Source organism: Pseudomonas auratipiscis (assembly GCF_036324085.1).
Lineage (GTDB): Bacteria > Pseudomonadota > Gammaproteobacteria > Pseudomonadales > Pseudomonadaceae > Aquipseudomonas > Aquipseudomonas auratipiscis.
This window is the reverse complement of the sequence record NZ_JAZDCU010000003.1, coordinates 236,799-254,465: the sequence shown is the minus strand read 5'-3', so window position 1 is coordinate 254,465 and position 17,667 is coordinate 236,799. Positions and strand designations below refer to the sequence as shown.

Annotated in this window: 17 protein-coding genes and 1 pseudogene; 17 read left to right on the top strand and 1 reads right to left on the bottom strand. The window is 59.4% G+C overall.

Going from position 1 to position 17,667, the window contains the following annotated elements; genetic code table 11:
* Positions 1–48 precede the first annotated feature (48 nt).
* The 5 genes from V0R60_RS05935 (at position 49) to V0R60_RS05915 (ending at position 4,957) form a co-directional block, all read left to right on the top strand.
* On the top strand, positions 49–294 hold the full coding sequence (locus V0R60_RS05935) for an acetyl-CoA carboxylase (protein ID WP_330078997.1): 246 nt from the start codon (positions 49–51) through the stop codon (positions 292–294).
* Between the two features lie 10 nt (positions 295–304).
* The gene (locus V0R60_RS05930; RefSeq protein ID WP_330078998.1) at positions 305–1,678 is read left to right on the top strand and encodes an acetyl-CoA carboxylase biotin carboxylase subunit; all 1,374 of its coding nucleotides are present in this window, start codon (positions 305–307) and stop codon (positions 1,676–1,678) included.
* Entirely contained in the window at positions 1,675–2,547 is an 873-nt protein-coding gene (locus tag V0R60_RS05925; RefSeq protein WP_330078999.1) for a 5-oxoprolinase subunit B family protein, read from the top strand. The genes V0R60_RS05930 and V0R60_RS05925 overlap by 4 nt, the downstream gene beginning before the upstream one ends.
* Positions 2,544–3,518: a 5-oxoprolinase subunit C family protein gene (locus tag V0R60_RS05920; RefSeq protein ID WP_330079000.1), complete on the top strand. Its 975-nt coding sequence runs from the start codon at positions 2,544–2,546 to the stop codon at positions 3,516–3,518. Before V0R60_RS05925 ends, V0R60_RS05920 begins: the two co-directional genes overlap by 4 nt.
* 110 nt (positions 3,519–3,628) lie before the next feature.
* On the top strand, positions 3,629–4,957 hold the full coding sequence (locus tag V0R60_RS05915; RefSeq protein ID WP_330079001.1) for a purine-cytosine permease family protein: 1,329 nt from the start codon (positions 3,629–3,631) through the stop codon (positions 4,955–4,957).
* A 448-nt stretch (positions 4,958–5,405) separates the two neighbouring features.
* On the opposite strand, the pseudogene V0R60_RS05910 reads toward V0R60_RS05915, so the two are convergent.
* Positions 5,406–5,620 (bottom strand): annotated as a pseudogene (locus V0R60_RS05910) (hypothetical protein); the annotation flags it as partial.
* 311 nt (positions 5,621–5,931) lie between these two features.
* Here V0R60_RS05910 and V0R60_RS05905 point away from each other — a divergent pair.
* From V0R60_RS05905 to V0R60_RS05850, 12 genes are all read left to right on the top strand, one after another.
* A complete protein-coding gene (locus V0R60_RS05905; RefSeq protein ID WP_330079002.1) occupies positions 5,932–7,458 on the top strand; it encodes a CoA-acylating methylmalonate-semialdehyde dehydrogenase in 1,527 nt (508 codons plus the stop codon).
* A 75-nt stretch (positions 7,459–7,533) separates the two neighbouring features.
* Complete coding sequence (locus tag V0R60_RS05900) at positions 7,534–8,343, top strand: NAD-dependent epimerase/dehydratase family protein (protein WP_330079003.1); 810 nt, start codon at positions 7,534–7,536, stop codon at positions 8,341–8,343.
* Positions 8,343–9,431 carry a mandelate racemase/muconate lactonizing enzyme family protein gene (locus V0R60_RS05895; RefSeq protein ID WP_330079004.1) on the top strand — a complete coding sequence of 363 codons (1,089 nt, stop codon included), beginning with the start codon at positions 8,343–8,345 and terminating at the stop codon, positions 9,429–9,431. Before V0R60_RS05900 ends, V0R60_RS05895 begins: the two co-directional genes overlap by 1 nt.
* 41 nt (positions 9,432–9,472) lie before the next feature.
* A complete protein-coding gene (locus V0R60_RS05890; RefSeq protein ID WP_330079005.1) occupies positions 9,473–10,288 on the top strand; it encodes an HpcH/HpaI aldolase family protein in 816 nt (271 codons plus the stop codon).
* On the top strand, positions 10,276–11,070 hold the full coding sequence (locus tag V0R60_RS05885) for an alpha/beta fold hydrolase (RefSeq protein ID WP_330143356.1): 795 nt from the start codon (positions 10,276–10,278) through the stop codon (positions 11,068–11,070). The genes V0R60_RS05890 and V0R60_RS05885 overlap by 13 nt, the downstream gene beginning before the upstream one ends.
* Positions 11,071–11,193: 123 nt before the next feature.
* On the top strand, positions 11,194–11,964 hold the full coding sequence (locus tag V0R60_RS05880; RefSeq protein WP_330079006.1) for a lysine/arginine/ornithine ABC transporter substrate-binding protein: 771 nt from the start codon (positions 11,194–11,196) through the stop codon (positions 11,962–11,964).
* Positions 11,965–12,034: 70 nt separating this feature from the next.
* The gene (locus V0R60_RS05875) at positions 12,035–12,745 is read left to right on the top strand and encodes an ABC transporter permease (protein WP_330079007.1); all 711 of its coding nucleotides are present in this window, start codon (positions 12,035–12,037) and stop codon (positions 12,743–12,745) included.
* Between the two features lie 3 nt (positions 12,746–12,748).
* Positions 12,749–13,432, top strand: coding sequence for an ABC transporter permease (locus V0R60_RS05870; protein ID WP_330079008.1), 684 nt, complete (start codon positions 12,749–12,751; stop codon positions 13,430–13,432).
* Between the two features lie 67 nt (positions 13,433–13,499).
* A complete protein-coding gene (locus tag V0R60_RS05865) occupies positions 13,500–14,291 on the top strand; it encodes an amino acid ABC transporter ATP-binding protein (protein ID WP_330079118.1) in 792 nt (263 codons plus the stop codon).
* Positions 14,292–14,342: 51 nt separating this feature from the next.
* A complete protein-coding gene (locus V0R60_RS05860; RefSeq protein WP_330079009.1) occupies positions 14,343–15,071 on the top strand; it encodes a GntR family transcriptional regulator in 729 nt (242 codons plus the stop codon).
* A 61-nt stretch (positions 15,072–15,132) separates the two neighbouring features.
* Positions 15,133–16,212, top strand: coding sequence for a phosphotransferase (locus V0R60_RS05855; RefSeq protein WP_330079010.1), 1,080 nt, complete (start codon positions 15,133–15,135; stop codon positions 16,210–16,212).
* Positions 16,213–16,293: 81 nt separating this feature from the next.
* Positions 16,294–17,643: an aspartate aminotransferase family protein gene (locus V0R60_RS05850; protein WP_330079011.1), complete on the top strand. Its 1,350-nt coding sequence runs from the start codon at positions 16,294–16,296 to the stop codon at positions 17,641–17,643.
* Positions 17,644–17,667 lie beyond the last annotated feature (24 nt).

Below are 17,667 nucleotides of genomic sequence, written 5' to 3'. Positions count from 1 at the left end.
CAGATTTTTTTTGCCTGCCTTTCTACAACTATTCCAAGAGGAACAGACATGGCGCAGCACACAGTCATCACCCCGTTGCCAGGGACCTTCTACCGCAAAGCCACCCCGGATTCGCCAAACTACGTCGAGGCGGGCGCCGAGGTCAGCGCCGACACCGTCATCGGCCTGATCGAAGTCATGAAGCAGTTTTCCGAACTGACCGCCGGCACGGCCGGGCGCCTCGACGCGTTTCTGGTCGAAGACGGTGACCCGGTGGAGCCAGGTCAGATCATCGCCACACTCGACGAAGCGTGAGGGCGCGATCATGACGCAAAACATTCGTAAACTGCTGATCGCCAACCGCGGCGAAATTGCCGTACGGATCATTCGTGCCGCCAAGGCGCTGGGGATTCCCACCGTGGCGGCCTGCAGTGAGGCAGACGTCGATTCCCAGGCCGCGCGCATGGCCGACGAGGTGCACATCCTCGGCCCGGCCCGCGCCGACAAGAGTTACCTCAATGTCGAAGCCTTGCTCGGTGCCCTGAAAGCCACCGGCGCCAACGCGGTTCACCCTGGGTATGGGTTTCTTTCGGAGAACGCCGACTTCGCTGAAGCGGTACTCGCCGCCGGGGCGATTTTTGTCGGGCCAAGCCCGGAAACCATCCGGCGCATGGGCGACAAGGCCGAAGCCCGGCGTACCGCGCAAGCGGCCGGCGTGCCGGTAGTGCCCGGTTCCCCCGGTGAGTTGTTTGACCTCGAGTCGGCACTCAAGGCCGCCGAATCCGTCGGTTTCCCGCTGCTGATCAAGGCCTCGGCCGGCGGTGGCGGACGCGGCATTCGCCTGGCGGAAAACCCGCAACAGCTGAGCGAAGAGTTTCCTCGCTCCCAGCGCGAAGCCCAGGCTGCCTTCGGCAATGGCGCGGTGTATCTGGAGCGCTTCATCGGCAAGGCTCGGCACATCGAAGTGCAGGTGCTGGGGGATGGCAAGCATGCGGTGCATCTGTTCGAGCGCGAGTGTTCGCTGCAGCGCCGCCGGCAGAAAATTTTCGAAGAAGCGCCATCGCCCGTGCTCAATGCGCAACAGCGCGAGACCCTTTGCACAAGTGCCGTACGCCTCACCGAAGCACTGGGTTATCAGGGGGCCGGCACCCTTGAGTATCTGTACGACGATGCCACCGGCGAGTTTTTCTTCATCGAGATGAACACGCGGATCCAGGTGGAGCATCCGGTCAGCGAGCTGATCACCGGCATCGATCTGGTCCAGGCCATGCTGTGCATCGCCGGTGGCGAGCCGCTGGGATTGCAGCAAAGCGACATCCGGCTCAACGGCGCAGCCCTGCAAATGCGCTTGAACGCCGAAGACCCGGCGCGGGATTTCTTCCCCAGCCCGGGGCTGGTGCAAGCGCTGAATTGGCCGCAGGGGGAGGGTATTCGTGTCGACACGCACCTGTATGAAGGCTACCGAGTGCCGCCATACTATGACTCGCTGCTGGCCAAGCTGATTGTCCACGGCAGTGATCGCGCCGAAGCCCTGGCTCGCGCGCGCCTGGCCGTGGAGCAGACCACGCTGACCGGCATGGCCAGTACCCTGTCGCTGCACGGCGAGCTGCTGGAGCAACCCTGGTTGCACACCGCCGACTTCCACACCGGTACTTTGGAAACCTGGCTGGCCGCGCGCCGCAGCGGAGGTGAAGCATGAGCAGTCCGATTCGCTACAGCTTTGGCGCCGACGAGCATCTGTTCGCCGAAGTCAGCGACAGCATGTCACTCGAAGCCTTCTTCAAGGGCATGGCGGTCACCCGTGCGGTGGAGCGATTGGCCCTCGATGGCGTGCTCGATGTGTGCCTGGCCAATGCGTCGTTCCAGATCCGCTTCGACCCCGACCGAATCGCTCCGGCCGACTTGCTCGAGGCGGTGAAAGGCGCCGAGGCCGAGGCCGTGGCCGAGCGCACCTTGCACACGCGGATCATCGAGATCCCGGTGCTCTACAACGATCCCTGGACCCACGAAACCCTGATGCGCTTTCGCGATCGCCATCAGGACCCGAGCGCCACGGACCTGGAATACGCCGCGCGAATCAACGGCCTGGCCGACGTCGAAGCGTTTATCGCCGCCCACAGTGGTGCGCCGTGGTTCGTCTCGATGGTGGGCTTCGTCGCCGGCCTTCCGTTCATGTTCCAGATGGTCGAGCGCGAGCGCCAGTTGCAGGTGCCCAAATACCTGCGACCGCGCACGGACACGCCAAAACTGACCCTCGGCCATGGCGGTTGCTTCGGTTGCATCTACTCGGTGCGTGGCGCCGGTGGCTACCAGATGTTCGGCGTCACCCCGGCACCGATCTACGATCCGCAGCAGAACCTGGCGTACCTCAAGGAACACATGGTGTTCTTCCGTCCCGGCGACATCGTGCAGTTCCAGCCGATGGACCGCGAGGCTTATGACCAGGCCGTTGCCGAGGTCGAAGCCGGGTGTTTCGATCTGCGCATCCGCCCCGTGGAGTTTTCGCTGGATGCGTTCCTCGCCGACCCAATCGGCTATCCCAAGTCGCTGCAGGAGGTGCTGGCATGATCAAGGTACTCAAAGCCGGTCTGGCCACCTCGGTGCAGGACCTTGGCCGCGAAGGCTACTACCACTTGGGCATCCCGCCGTCCGGAGCGCTGGATCAATACGCCCTGAGCGCGGCCAACCAGTTGGTGGGCAACCCGGCCAATTCGGCGGCGCTGGAATGCACGCTGCTGGGGCCGGAGCTGGAATTTCAGCAGGACGCGCTGGTGGCGGTGTGCGGTGCGCACATGACGCCGAAGGTCGATGGCGTGGACATGCATCTCGACACGGCCTTCGAAGTGAAGGCCGGACAGGTGCTGCGTTTTGATTTCCCCAAGGCCGGCGCGCGGGCCTATCTGGCGGTGGCCGGCGGCATCGATGTGCCGCTGGTGCTCGGCAGTCGCTCCACCTATGCGCTGGGGGCGCTGGGTGGTTTCAACGGGCGCAGGCTGGCGGTTGGTGATGAACTGCCGGTGGGCATTGCCAGCGGCAAGGGCCGCGTCGGGGCCAGTCTGCCCATGGCGCTGCGTCAGTCGCTGGGCGGGGAGATCAGCCTGCGGGTGATGCCGGGACTGTACTACGACCGCCTGACCCCAGCGGCAGCGGACAGCTTTTTCGCCGAAGCCTGGACGGTGGGCTCGGAAGCGGATCGCATCGGCTATCGCTTCAAGGGCGGCAGTCCACTGAGCTTTCAGCCACGGGAACAACCGTTCGGTGCCGGTTCCGACCCGTCGAACATCGTCGACAGCTGCTACCCGATCGGCTCGATCCAGGTGCCAGCGGGGCTCGAGCCCATCGTGCTGCACCGCGATGCGGTGTCCGGTGGCGGCTACGCAATGATCGGCACCGTGATCAGCGCTGACCTCGACCTGATCGGCCAGATGCAACCCAACCAGAAGGCCCGTTTCGTTTCGGTGTCGCTGGAAGAAGCACTGGAAGCACGACGCTCCTACAAGAAAAAACTCAGTTGCCTGAGCAAGCTGTTCCCTTCCTGATGCTGCCCGCCGCACTGCGCGGGTAAAGCCAAAAGGCAAGCCAACGCCGCGCTTCGGTGCGGTGGCGGCTGCCCGCGCTTCAACCTTTGATGGCTTTGGAGTTCACGCATATGGCTGCTTTATCGCAATCGTGTCAAACCGGGCAGGACCCGGCCAATCACCCTGTTCCAAGCGAAGCACGCATGGGTCGACTGTCGCTGACCATGGCCTGGTGGGCGGTGTGCAGCGCGATGTTCTACATCGTCGTTGGCGCCTCCCTGGCGCTGTCCTACGGCGCGCGCAACGCGCTGATCGGCATGGTCCTGTCGGTGATCAGCTACGGGCTGGTCAACGGTGTGCTCAGCCGCTTCGCGGTGCGCAGCGGCTTGTCGGTGGCGCTGTTCTCCCGACTGTTGTTTGGTAGCACCGGTGCCTGCCTGGCGACGCTGATCTTCTTTTCCACGGCGATCTACTACGCGGTGTTCGAGGGCTCGGTGATCGCCGTGGCGCTCAATCACCTCTATCCGGAACTGGCGTATCCGCTGGCCGCGTTGCTGGTGGTGCTGTACAGCGTGCCGCTGATCCTGGGCAGCGTGCAGCACTGGCTGGACAAGCTCAACGGCGTGCTGCTGCCGGTGTACCTCGGTGGTTTGCTGGTGGCGGTGGGGTTGTCGATCAGCCGTTATGGCTACCAGCCGCAGTGGCTGGATTTCGGTCCGGCGACTCCCAGTGCATTCGGCTGGTGGGACTGCTTCGTCGCCTACATGGGCGTCTGGATATTGATGCTGTTCACCTTTGACTACGCCCGCTTCGGCAAACCCGAAGACGCCGAATACCACGGCCGCTGGAACTTCGGCATGCCGTTTTACATGGTGACCTTCCTGCTCAATGGCGCGGCGGGCATCTACCTGGTCAGCAGCATTCCCCACGAAGGTGCGCTGAACGAAGTGTCGGTGGTGATGGCGATCCTGCAGTTGATGGGCCTATGGGGCATGTTGTTTGTCTGGGCCACGCAAACCCGGATCAACACCGCCAACTATTACCTGGCGACCCTGAACATGCAGGCGTTCTTTGCCCGTTTTGGACTGCGTGGCTCGTACCTGATGTGGGCGCTGGTGGTTGGCCTGATCGTATATGGTTTGATGCTCGCCGATGTATTCGCTTACTTGCTCAAGGCGTTGGCTTACCAGGGCATCTTTGTGGTGGCCTGGGTTGGGGTGGCGTTGGCGCAGATCGTCTATGGACGGTATGAGGTCGGGGCGCTGGAGCGGGTGTCGGCGTTCAATCCGGTAGGGCTGAGTGCGTGGTTTGGTGCGACGGCGCTGGGGTTGGCGTTGATGTTTTCCGCCGGAGGCTTGAGCAGCTTTTCTGCACCATCGACTGTGATATTTGCGTTTGCCTTGCAAGCAGGTTTGTCCCGCCGAAGCCGGTTACTATTGCAGTCGGAGAGTAGGATTTAGCAGTTACACCTCCCAGTCCAGCCTGCTCGCGCAGAGACAAGGGACGGGATTGGGAGTCTGATTACGAACTCGAAAATTGGGTATCCGGTGACTGCTTTTGGCCGATGCTGTTGAACAAGCCGCTTCGACTCAGGCGTCCACCCATTGAGTCGTGAAAGGGCAATTTTCACATGCCGCTACGTAAAATCCGAGGCTGCAGGAAACCCTCTGCGCAAAGTACAGATTTCAATCTGAGACAGGTGCGTCTCTGCCATAGAGATGGGAGCCGAGTTTTTCAACAGAGTCGGCCAATAACGGACGTTATACAAAGGGCTGTTTCTGCCGGAAGCCAATGTTCGCTGAAATAGGTCAGGTGCAAAACTGTCATCGGGTTTCGGGGAAACCGAGTAACCTCGCCAGGTTTTCGGTTACGAACACCGAGCTTCTAAAATGCAGTTCATCCTGTCTGAGGAATGGCGTGAACCAGGTCACGCAGGGTGATGCTTGGCTGCAGTTCGCCTTGAAGCTAACCAGGAGCGATTCAGGCATGTCCAGTAAAATGACGCCGGTGGCAGCTGCGAACGGCATTAGACCTGAACCGGTCTGGAAGGAGATGCCGATCGGGAGATGGGTGTAGGGGTCACTACCGGTATCGACGGCTGGCAGCAACATGCGGTTCAGTGTGATGTCGACGTCTGAATCAATTACGCATGAGTACGCGCTCCCTTCGCGTAAGCCGGAGGGGGTGCGTTGAGGTGCAGGGTATTCATCAATCTTTTTTATTTAATCGCATTCACTGAGGCGAGTATGACTGTTCTATTCCGGTGTCTCGCTATGGGCTGACATTTCGGACCACTCCAATTCTCTGCTTGCCATAAATATACTGATATATTAGTGTATTGAGATGATCGGTCGATGAGCGTTCGCTTTATTCAGCGGGTTCAGATCGAACCGGCCTTGACCCTTGGCTATTCCAACAATGAACAGGTGATTGCATGAGCAGCAGTTCTTCCCAGTACGATGCCCAGTCTGCCCTTATTGGGCATTTCATCGATGGCAAGGTTGTTTCGTTCCCAGCAGAGCGTACGGCTGATGTATTCAACCCTGCTCTGGGTAAGGTGCACTCCCAGGTAGCTCTGGCTTCGGCAGTGACCGTAAACGAGGCGGTCGCCGCGGCTAAAAAGGCCTTCCCGGCCTGGTCGGAGCAGTCACCGTTACGACGCTCGCGCATTCTGTTCCGCTTCAAGGAACTGCTGGACCGGCACCATGAGGAGCTCGCGAGTCTTATCACCGTTGAACACGGTAAGGTACTGTCCGATGCGAAGGGCGAGGTGACTCGTGGCATCGAGATCGTCGAGTTCGCCTGTGGCGCACCGCATCTGCTGAAAACTGCATTCAGCGATAACATCGGTGGTGGCATCGACAACTGGAATCTACGCCAGGCTCTGGGCGTCTGCGCGGGGATTACGCCGTTCAACTTTCCGGTGATGGTGCCGTTGTGGATGATCCCGATGGCGCTGGCGGCCGGTAATACTTTTATCCTCAAACCTTCCGAGCGCGACCCATCGGCCAGTTTGCTCATGGCCCGTTTGCTCAAGGAAGCCGGGCTGCCGGATGGTGTGTTCAACGTGGTCCAGGGCGACAAGGAAGCTGTAGACACGCTGCTTCAGCACGACGATGTAGAGGCAATTTCCTTTGTCGGTTCGACCCCAATCGCCGAGTACATCCACCGCGAGGCGACCTCCCGAGGCAAGCGTGTCCAGGCCCTGGGTGGCGCAAAAAATCACATGATCGTGATGCCCGATGCCGATCTCGACCAAGCCGCCGATGCACTGATTGGCGCTGCCTACGGCTCCGCAGGCGAACGCTGCATGGCCATTTCCATTGCCGTAGCGGTGGGTGATGTGGCCGATGAACTGATTGAGAAACTGCTGCCGCGTATCGATGCGCTTCGGGTGCGCAACGGTGCTGATCCGCAAGCTGACATGGGCCCGCTGGTCACGGCGGTGCACAAGGCCAAGGTCGAAGGCTATATCGACAGTGGAGTGAACGAGGGCGCGAAGCTGATCGTGGACGGTCGTGGTCTGACGGTGCCGGGCGCTGAAGAGGGCTTTTTCGTGGGGGCGACGTTGTTCGATGAAATCACCCCGGAAATGACCATCTACAAAGAAGAAATCTTTGGGCCAGTTTTGGGAATCCTTCGAGTGCCGGACTTCGCCACCGCAGTGAAGCTGATCAATGCTCACGAGTTCGGTAACGGTGTGTCCTGTTTCACTCGTGATGGTGGCGTGGCGCGGGCTTTCGCCCGCAGCATTCAAGTAGGCATGGTCGGCATCAACGTGCCGATTCCGGTGCCCATGGCCTGGCATTCCTTCGGCGGTTGGAAGCGCTCGCTGTTCGGCGAGCACCATGCGTACGGCGAAGAAGCGCTGCGTTTTTACACACGTTACAAGAGTGTCATGCAGCGCTGGCCAGACAGCATTGCCAAGGGCCCCGAGTTCAGCATGCCAACTGCCAATTGAGCGCTGCGCGTACCGGCTCATGGTCGGTGCGCGTCTACCAACAACAAGACAGCCCACGAGTCTGCGAGAATTCACATGAGCAAACCCAAGCTGCTGATTACCGGCGCCGCGGGCCGGGTCGGGACATTGTTGCGTCCGATCCTGCTCGACGATTACGAGTTGCGTCTGTGTGATCTGGCTCCCATCGACAACCTGCGTGAAGGCGAGGAAGCCCTGATCGGCGACCTGGCTGACCCTGCCATCGCCAATGCCGCGATTCAAGGCACGGTAGGCGTGGTGCATCTGGCTGCCGCCGTAGCAGCGGATATTGCCTTCGCGGCCACTATCAATCCCAACTATTTTGCTGTGCTGAATCTGTTGGAAGCCTGTCGCGAATTTGGTGTGCGGCGCTTTATCTTCGCCAGCAGCCACCATGCTGTGGGCTTGCATCCGATCAGTGAAGAGCCTTACACCGCCAACGCCGATATCGCGCCGGATGGCTTCTACGGTCTGAGCAAGGCCTTCGGCGAGGCGGCCTGTTCACTCTATGCCCACCGGTTTGGCATCGATTGTCTGGTGATACGCATCGGTAACGCTGACCCGCAGGTAGTAGATGGCCGTCGGGAGCGGTTGTGGATCAGCGCATCCGATCTGGTGCAGATGATACGGCTCGGTCTGGAGGAACAGGGCGAACCGTTCAAGGTGGTTTACGGGATTTCCAACTGCCCGCAGCCGTTGCTGAAAAATGACGAGGCTTTCGAGCGGCGCTATCGGCCGATTGATAGCTCCTCCCGTAATCACAGCGAAACCTATCGTCCATTCATACAACTGACTGATGAGGAGGGTGCCGGTTTCGTCGGCGGCTTCTTCGCCAAGAGTTTGCTTCCTGATCCGAGGAAACACTGATGAAGATCGTCAAGGCAGAAGTCTCCATTGTTGAGATTCCCTTTCACCTGCGCGGCACCGGTGTCGGCATCATGCCCACTGCCTGGAAAAGCCTGGAGTTCGCTCTGATCCGTCTTGAAGACGAGCTGGGTAATGTCGGCTGGGGTGAGGGATTCGGCTATTTCACTGTGGACGCCACTAAAGCAATCATCGACAGGTTGATACTCCCGAGTCTGGTTGGCGCAACCATCGAGGACATCCCAGCCTGGAATCGGCAGATTCAACGTTCGATTCATATGTTCGGCCGCTACGGCATCACCATCTTCGCCATTGGCGGAGTTGATATCGCCCTCTGGGACCTCGCCGCCAAGCGCGCTGGCAAACCGCTCTATCAGTTGCTCGGCGAGGGCCGCCGCGAGCAGATCCCGTTCTATGCCAGCATGGTCCGCTACGGCACTAAAGAGTTGGCCACCATGACGTGTCGTGAGGTGATCGACGCCGGATTTAATAGCATCAAACTGCATGAGATCGATCTCGACATCATCGAGGCCTGCCGGCAGGTCGCCGGGCCCGACAAGAACATCTGCGTCGATGTGAACTGCGCCTGGTCGGTGGAGTTCGTCGAACGCAATCGCGAGCGTCTTGAGGCACTCAACCTCACCTGGCTGGAAGAACCGGTGTATCCGCCGGAAGACTTCAAGACCCTGTCCAGCTTGCGAGGTTCGTTGCCTATTGCCGCCGGCGAAAACTGGACCACTGCGTTTCAATTCGCCAATGCGTTCCAGGCCGGTGCGGTCGACATCGTTCAGCCCAGTGTGACCAAGGTCGGCGGCATTTCGGAGTTTTTGGCCATCATCGAACTGGCAGGCAAGTCCGGCAGCGCATTGATGCCGCATTCGCCGTATTTTGGTCCGGGCTTCTTTGCCAGTCTTCATCTGGCGGCGGCGAACCCTTCAGTTCAGGCACTGGAATACAACTTTGTGCAGCCGGACGCCTGGCTGGCGGACGTCGAGGGGCTTCGCCAAGGTGACCTGATCAAGGTGCCACAGGTAGCTGGTTTGGGCTTTCAACCGGATTACGAAGTAATGAGCAAATACCGTCGCGCGTGAATACGCGGCACAACCTGAACGACCTTGGTCGAGGTGCGGCTATGCAACCCAACAAAATCAAAGCGCTGTGGAACGAAGGCAAAGCCGTGGTCAACGGTTTCCTGTCGATCCCCTGTGCGTTCGTCAGCGAGCTGATGGCCGAACAAGGCTATGACGCTCTAACCATCGACCTGCAGCACGGCATCGTGGACTATCAGACCGCGGTGAGCATGCTTCAGTCCATGCGTGCCAGCGGCGTGGCGCCGATGGTGCGAGTGCCCTGGCTGGAGGCAGGCAGCATCATGAAGGCACTGGATGCCGGAGCCTACGGGGTGGTCTGCCCGATGATCAACACCGCCGAGCAGGCGGCACGATTGGTATCCTATATGCGTTATCCCCCTGTGGGCGTGCGCAGTTTTGGCCCGACCCGTGCGAGTATTTCCGCGGGTGCCGACTATGGCCGGCAGGCCAATGAAAATATGCTCTGCTTCGCCATGATCGAGACCCGCGAAGCCATGGACAATCTTGCTGAAATAGCCGCTACCCCTGGACTGGACGGTCTTTACATCGGCCCAGCGGACTTGACCATCGGCTTGACGGGTATGCGTTATCCCACCGGTTTCGACCGGGAGGAGCCCGAAATGCTCGAGGCCATTCAGCACATCCTCGCGACTGCTCATGCCCATGGAATCAAGGCAGCACTGCATTGCGGTTCGCCAGCTTATGCGCTACGAGCGATACAGTGGGGTTTCGACATGGTCACCCTGGCTAATGACGTGCGCATGCTCACCAATGCCACCAGTGCGGCACTTAAGGAGGTCCGTAGCAGTATCACCGAGGTTGAACATGCAACCGACCGCGCTGGATGCCAGTACTGATGAGCGTCATGGGTGGGGTGCGGCTCGTGGGGAGCGGTCCGCGCAGGGTAGTCGTGGTGCATGGATGGATGGCTGCAGCCGCCTTGTTCGATCCGATGCACGGCTGGCTCGATGGGGAGCGCTTCACCTATGCGTTCATGGATTGCCGAGGTTATGGCGCGCGGCTGGAAGAGCCCGGGCCATTTACCGTGGTGCAAATTGCCCTGGACATCCTGACGCTGGCTGATGAAATGCGATGGGAGCGTTTTAGCGTAGTCGGGCACTCAATGGCCGGCATGTCCGCGCAGTGGTTGCTGGCCAACGCCGCGCGACGGCTGGACTCCGTAGTGTTGCTGGCCGCAGTACCGGCTAGCGGGGCAGGGGTGTCCAGCGAGCGTAGAACATTGTTGAACAATGCGTTACGCGATCCAGAGGTGCGTCTATCGCTGATCTCGACAAATGTCGGCCATAGTCGTCCTGAGGAGTGGTTGCGCAGAATCCTCGCCCTGAGCCTGCATACGACCTGGCCGGAAGCTATGAATGCTTACATGACCTCGTGGATTGACGACAACTTTGCCAGCACCTTGCATGGGGTCAGGGTACCAGCGCTGGTACTGGTAGGGGAGCTGGATCCAGGCTGCACTGCCGGGTTTATGGAGGAGACGGTGATGCGCTGGCTTGCAGATGCTCACCTACAGATACTGCCGGGTGTCGGTCACTATCCAATGCAGGAATCGCCCCGGGCCCTGACGCAGACGATCGAAGCATGGCTGTTATCCGATATCGACGCTGCCGGGAAATAAAAGAGCGTTTTTCATTCCAAAAAGAAACCTGATTCACCCTTGATAAGCTGCCAAATCCTGTTATTGTCGTTTGCATACCAATATACTGGTATTCAGGAACACCGGAATTCGAGGAAACCAACAATGAATAGCTCGAAATACCTTGCCTGTGCGACTGTCGCCCTGACCGTTCTTTTCGGTTCGGGTGTACAGGCGGATCAGAAAAACATCCGTATCGCTACCGAAGGCACTTATCCCCCCTTCAGTTACTTAGAAAACGGTCAGTTGGCCGGCTTCGACGTCGATATCGCCAATGCTCTCTGCGAGCGGATTCAGGCCAAATGCGAGATTGTCTCGCAAGGCTGGGACGGCATGATCCCCGGGCTGATATCAGGCAAGTACGATGCCATCGTGGCGTCGATGGCAATCACCGAAGAACGTAAACAGAAGATCGACTTCACTAACAAGTACTACGCCACCCCGGCACGTTTCATCGCCGAGAAAAACAGCGGCATTACCGATACTTCGGTCGAAGGCATGTCTGGCAAGGTCATCGGTGTACAGGGTTCCACCACCCAGGGCAGCTACTTGGAGGACTTCTACAAAAACTCCGAGGTTAAGATCTATAAGACCGTCGACGACGCGGCAATGGATCTGGCCAACGGCCGTCTCGATGCGGTGTTCTCCGATTCAGCGATTCTCTATCCATGGTTGCAGACCCGCATCGGCTCTTGCTGCGACTTCATCGGTCAGGAAGTACGTGACGAAAAGTACTTCGGTGTCGGCAAGGGCATCGGTGTGCGCAAGGAAGATCAGGCCCTGCGCGATCAGCTGAATACGGCAGTGAGCGCCCTAGTGGCCGACGGCACCTACCAGCGGATCAATCAGAAGTATTTCCCCTTCGCTATCTATTAAGAACGCGGCCGAGCCGCGCCTCTCAACCTACCGATAGCCCCATGCGGCACGTATGGGGATGGGCCTGATCATGAGCGAATACCTGCAACTGCTTTCTTTCTCGCCCGAGGGCTGGGGCGCCGCGCTGCTTTCCGGCGCCTTGTTGACCTTGCAACTGGCACTGTCGACTTTGCCCTTTGGCGTGGTACTAGGGTTGACCCTGGCACTGTGCATGGACAGCAAGCGTCCGCTGTTGAGTCGCTCGGCCACCGTGTTCGTCACCGTGTTCCGCGGACTGCCGGAGCTGTTGACCATTTTCATCATCTACTACGGCGTACAACTGTTGGTCAAGGAAGCCTCCGAAGCCATGGGGTACAGGACTTTTCAGGTCAACGGATTCTTCGCCGGCATGCTGGCGCTGGGGCTGGTGTTTGGTGCCTTTTCCAGCGAGGTTTTTCTCACTGCGATTCGCGCCATCGCCAAGGGGCAGCGTGAGGCGGCTTTCGCCCTGGGTCTGTCACGGGTCGATATGTTCCGCTTCGTCACCGCTCCGCAACTCTGGCGCATTGCGTTACCCGGTTTGGGCAATCTCTGGCTGGTGCTGCTCAAGGAAACATCGCTGCTCTCGGTGATCGCGCTGACTGACCTGATGCGCCAGACCTACCTGGCAGTGAGCAACACTAAAGAACCGTTCTTCTTCTATGCCGTGGCCTGCAGCATCTACCTGTTGTTCTCCATCATTTCGGGGCAAGTTCTGCACCTGATGGAGAAGCGCGCCAACCGATTCTACGTGCGGAGCTGAACCATGGAGCTGGAACTTCTTTCGACCTATGGCCCGCGGATGCTGGTGGGTCTGGGCATGACCTTAAAAATCGTCCTGCTGTCGGTGGCCCTTGGCGCCATTCTGTCGTTGCCTCTGGCCGCGGCACGGATGAGCCGGATCGGCTGGCTGCGACGCCTAGCATTCGGCTATACCTATCTGTTCCGTGGTACGCCTCTGCTGGCCCAGACCTTCCTGGTTTACTACGGCGCTGGCCAGTTGCGTCCCGAGTTGCAGGAGCTGGGGGTGTGGTGGTTTTTCCGTGATGCCTACTGGTGCACGGTCCTGACATTTACCCTCAACACCGCAGCCTATCAAGCCGAGATCTGGCGCGGCGCCGTGCAGGCAGTGCCCAGGGGGCAGTGGGAAGTCGCGCATGCACTGGGGTTGTCGAAACTGTCCGGGGTCAAAGATGTGATTGTGCCTCAGGCCTTTGTCGTTGCCCTGCGACCGTTGAGCAACGAGCTGATCTTAATGTTGAAGTCGTCGGCCATTGCCAGTGTTATCGCGGTACCCGAACTGATGGGCATGACCAGCATGGCCTTCTCTCGCTCGTTCGACTTCCAGGTTTACCTGTGGGCGGCTGTGCTCTACCTGAGTATGGTTGAAACCATTCGGCGGCTCTGTGGCTGGATCAGTAACCGCATCACCCGACACATCACACATTGAGGGCAGCGCGATGATGCGAACACTCCCTATCGACAACAATCAGAACATCCAAGTGGAGGCGCGAAGCATGGGCGCAGAACAACAGGTCGAGGTGGGCATCGCTCCCGCTGGCAAGGCCGTGACCGGGCAAGCCGTGGTGATCATGCGCGATCTGAAGAAGTGGTACGCCGACTTCGCCGTGCTTGACGGCATTGACCTGGAAGTGCGCAAGGGCGAACGAATCGTCGTTTGCGGACCGTCCGGGAGCGGCAAATCCACTCTGATTCGTTGCATAAACGGCCTGGAGGTATATCAGGCAGGCAAGCTGATCGTCAACGGCACAGAAATCGGTACCGATGGCAGCGGTGTAGACATCGTGCGCAAGGAAACCGGCATGGTGTTCCAGGGTTTTCACCTGTTCCCGCACCTCACCGCCCTGGAGAACTGCATGCTGGCGCCCATGCGGGTGTTGAAAAAGAACAAGGCTCAGGCTCGGGAGCAGGCCCAGGCATTCCTGGAGCGCGTCGGAATGGCGGCAAAAGCCAATCACTATCCGAGCCAGCTGTCTGGCGGTCAGCAACAGCGTGTGGCGATTGCCCGCGCGCTGTGCATGAACCCGCAGATCATGCTGCTGGACGAACCCACCTCGGCACTCGACCCCGAGATGGTCAAGGAGGTCCTGGACGTGGTGTTGGGTCTGGCAGAAAGCGGTATCACCCTGTTGTGTGTGACACACGAAATGGGCTTCGCCCGCCAGGCTGCGGATCGGGTGATCTTCATGGATCGCGGTCAGATCGTCGAACAGGCGTCGCCGGATGAGTTCTTCAAGGCGCCGAAGAGCGAGCGGGCAAAACAATTCCTCAGCCAGATCTTGCACTGATTGGGCGCAATGGCGTGCAGAGCGGGGCAGGGTATGCGAGGCATTTTCAACATGGACATGATCGATCAGGGCAGGCCGAAGGCGGCTCAGGTCTATCATTTGTTGCGGGCGGCCATTGTCGGTCTGGAATACACACCAGGCGATGTGCTCAGCGAAAAGGATATTTGCGATTCACTCGATGTATCGCGAACTCCGGTTCGAGAGGCGATTCTGCGGCTGGTCAGTGAGCAGATGCTGGTGGTGCGACCCAACGCCGGCACTTATGTGAGTCCGATCCGCTTGCGTGATGTGCTTGAGGGCCAACTGGTCAGGGAAACGTTGGAAACCCGGTGCGTGCGCCTGGCTGCGCGGTTTTTTAAACCACGTTATGAGGACGAGTTCGAAACCCTGTTCCTGCGCATGCAAAAAGCCTACGAGCGTATGGAGTGCAACGAATTTTACGCTCTGGACGAGGCGTTTCACCGGTTGATCTGTGATTGCGCCGGTTACTCGCACCTGTGGCACGTCATGCAGAGCGCCATGGGGCCGCTGGATCGGGTCAGACGACTGGCGTTTCCAGTACAGCTGCATTTTGACGAAGTGATCGATGAACACCGGCAGATATACCTGGCGATCCAGGCACACGATGAGGTACGCGCCGAAGCACTGATGACGGGGCACGTAAACAGCATTTTCGAGTCCCTGGAGCATTTGGTGCGGGACCCGCGCGGACTGCTTATCGAAGGGCTCCGCAGGGACGATCCCCAGGCTTTGAAACAACTCGGTTTTCGCGTTCGTTAACGGGGTTGTTTTTTTTCAATAAACCAATATATTAGTATTTCAAAAATGAGGTTTTCCTCTTATGGGTAATGAACACGAGCCGGGCGACACCCACGCAAGTCTGACCACCGAAGCTGGCGACATTAGCGTGGAGCAGGCGCAGCAGATCGCCGCCGATCACTTCGGGATCAATGCGACGACAGTAAAGCGCCTGATCAGCGAGCGAGATCACAACTTCCATCTGCACTGCACCGATGGTGCGTATGTGCTGAAAATCGCGCACCCGGCGGAAGATCGTCTGCTGGCCAACTTCCAGAGTGAAGCGCTGCTGCATATCGAACAGCGTGATCCTGGTCTGCACGTGCAGCGGGTTATCCTTGGACTCAATGGCAAAAGTGAGCTGGAGTTAGTGTTCGACGGTCAGCCCCGCATCGTGCGCATGGTCAGCTACATGGAAGGCACTCTGTTGCGTCACGCGCCGGTGTCCCTGGAACAACAGCACAACCTGGGCATCGAATTGGCCCGCCTCGGCGTGGCCCTGCGGGATTTCGAGCATCCTTCGGCTGACCACATGCTGCTGTGGGACATCCAGCACGTAGAGCGCCTGCAACCGATGTTCGAGGTGTTCGACGCGGTGCGCCGGCCCTGGGTAGAGGAGGCGCTGCAGCGCTACGTGAGCAACGTTAAACCGGTGCTGTCGGGCCTGCGGCGACAGGTCGTGCACAACGATCTCAACTCCGACAACGCGCTGGTTGATCCGCAGGATCCTACGCGCATCGCCGCGATCCTCGACTTCGGTGACATGGTCCGCACCTCGCTGGTCAACGATGTGGTTGTTGCGGTGGGCTACGCCTTTGGCGAAGGCGAGAACCTGCTGGAGGCGCCGCGTGCCTTTCTCGAGGGTTACCAGTCGGTGACCCCGCTGACCGACAACGAGCTCGAAGTTTTCCATGACCTGTTGATGGTGCGCATGGCTCTTCGCCTGACATTGACTGAATGGCGTGCCAGCCGCTTTCCCGACAACCGCGATTACATCCTGCGCAACACCCCGCGCACGTGGCAGCAGTTCGAGCAGTTACGTGCCATGCGGCGCGACCAGATCGAGCAGGCGCTGTTTGGTGAACCCACCTCGACGGCGGTCGACATCGAATGGCGCGCCTGAACCGCCGCCGCACTTTTATTCCATGACACCCGGATTCCAGGCCAGCCAGGCCATACAACAATCGATTTTCTGGAGGTTTAAATGTCTGAGAAATATTCCGCCACCGCCGGCATGCAAAACGGCTTCGACCTGGCACTGTTGCCGACTCTGAACGCTCACGAGCAGGCGGTGGTTGAGCGCCGTCAGCGCCTTTTGGGGCCGTGCTACAAGTTGATGTACCAGCATCCGGTGGAGTTCGTCCGTGCTGAGGGTGCGTATATGTACGGCCCGAGCGGCGAGCAGTACCTGGATTGCTACAACAACGTGCCCTCGGTCGGGCACTGCCATCCGCGCGTGGTAGAGGCGGTGTCGCGTCAACTGGCGACCTTGAACACTCACACTCGCTACATGGATGAGAAGATCCTCAACTACACCGAGCAACTGGTGGAGACCTTTGGTGGCGGCATCGGCAGTGTGATGTACACCTGCACGGGCTCCGAGGCGGTGGATTTGTCGTTGCGGATCGCCAAATTCCATACAGGTGGCACCGGAATCATCGTGACTGACTTTGCCTACCACGGCATCACGACTGCGGTGGCGGCCATTTCCACCACCATGGGCAAGTACGTGCCAGTGGACCAGCACGTGCGTACCGTTCGCGCACCGGACACCTACCATGCCGAGCCTGGCGTGGACGTCGGCGAGCGGCTGGCAGCGGACATTGAGGCGGCGATCGCCGATATGCAACGGCACGGCATCAAGTTCGCCGGCTTCATTGCCGACAGCATTTTCTCCACCGACGGTCTGCTGCCTGGCACCCCTGGTCTGCTGAAGAAAGCCATTGAGGTCGTGCACAAGCACGGTGGTCTCTACATCGCTGACGAGGTTCAGCCTGGCTTCGCCCGTACGGGCCTGAATTTCTGGGGTTATCAGCGTCACGGCATTCAGCCGGACATCGTGGTCATGGGCAAACCCATGGGCAATGGCCTGCCGATCGCCGGCGTAGCAGTCAAACCCGAATTGCTCGCCGACTTCGGACCGAAGGTGCGCTACTTCAATACCTTCGGTGGCAACGCCGTGTGCATCTCGGCCGCGCAGGCGGTATTGGATGTGATTCGTGATGAAGGCTTGCAGCAGAACTGCCACGACCTGGGCAACTACCTGCTCGACGGTTTCCGCTCCATTGCTCGCAACTATCCGGTCATTGGGGACGTGCGGGGAGCCGGCCTGTATTTCGCGGTCGAGTTCGTTACCGATCCCGAGAGCAAGGCACCGGATGTCGAACTCACGACCAAAGTGGTCAGCGGGCTGCGTGATCGCAAAGTGCTGATCAGCACCACGGGTGTGGGTGAAAACTCGCTAAAGATCCGTCCGTTGCTGTGCTTCAAACAGGCCCAGGCAGATCAGTTGCTGGAGACCTTTGCCGAGACGATGGCCGCCATTCAGCGTTGAGATGTTGGGACCGCAAGGCGGTCC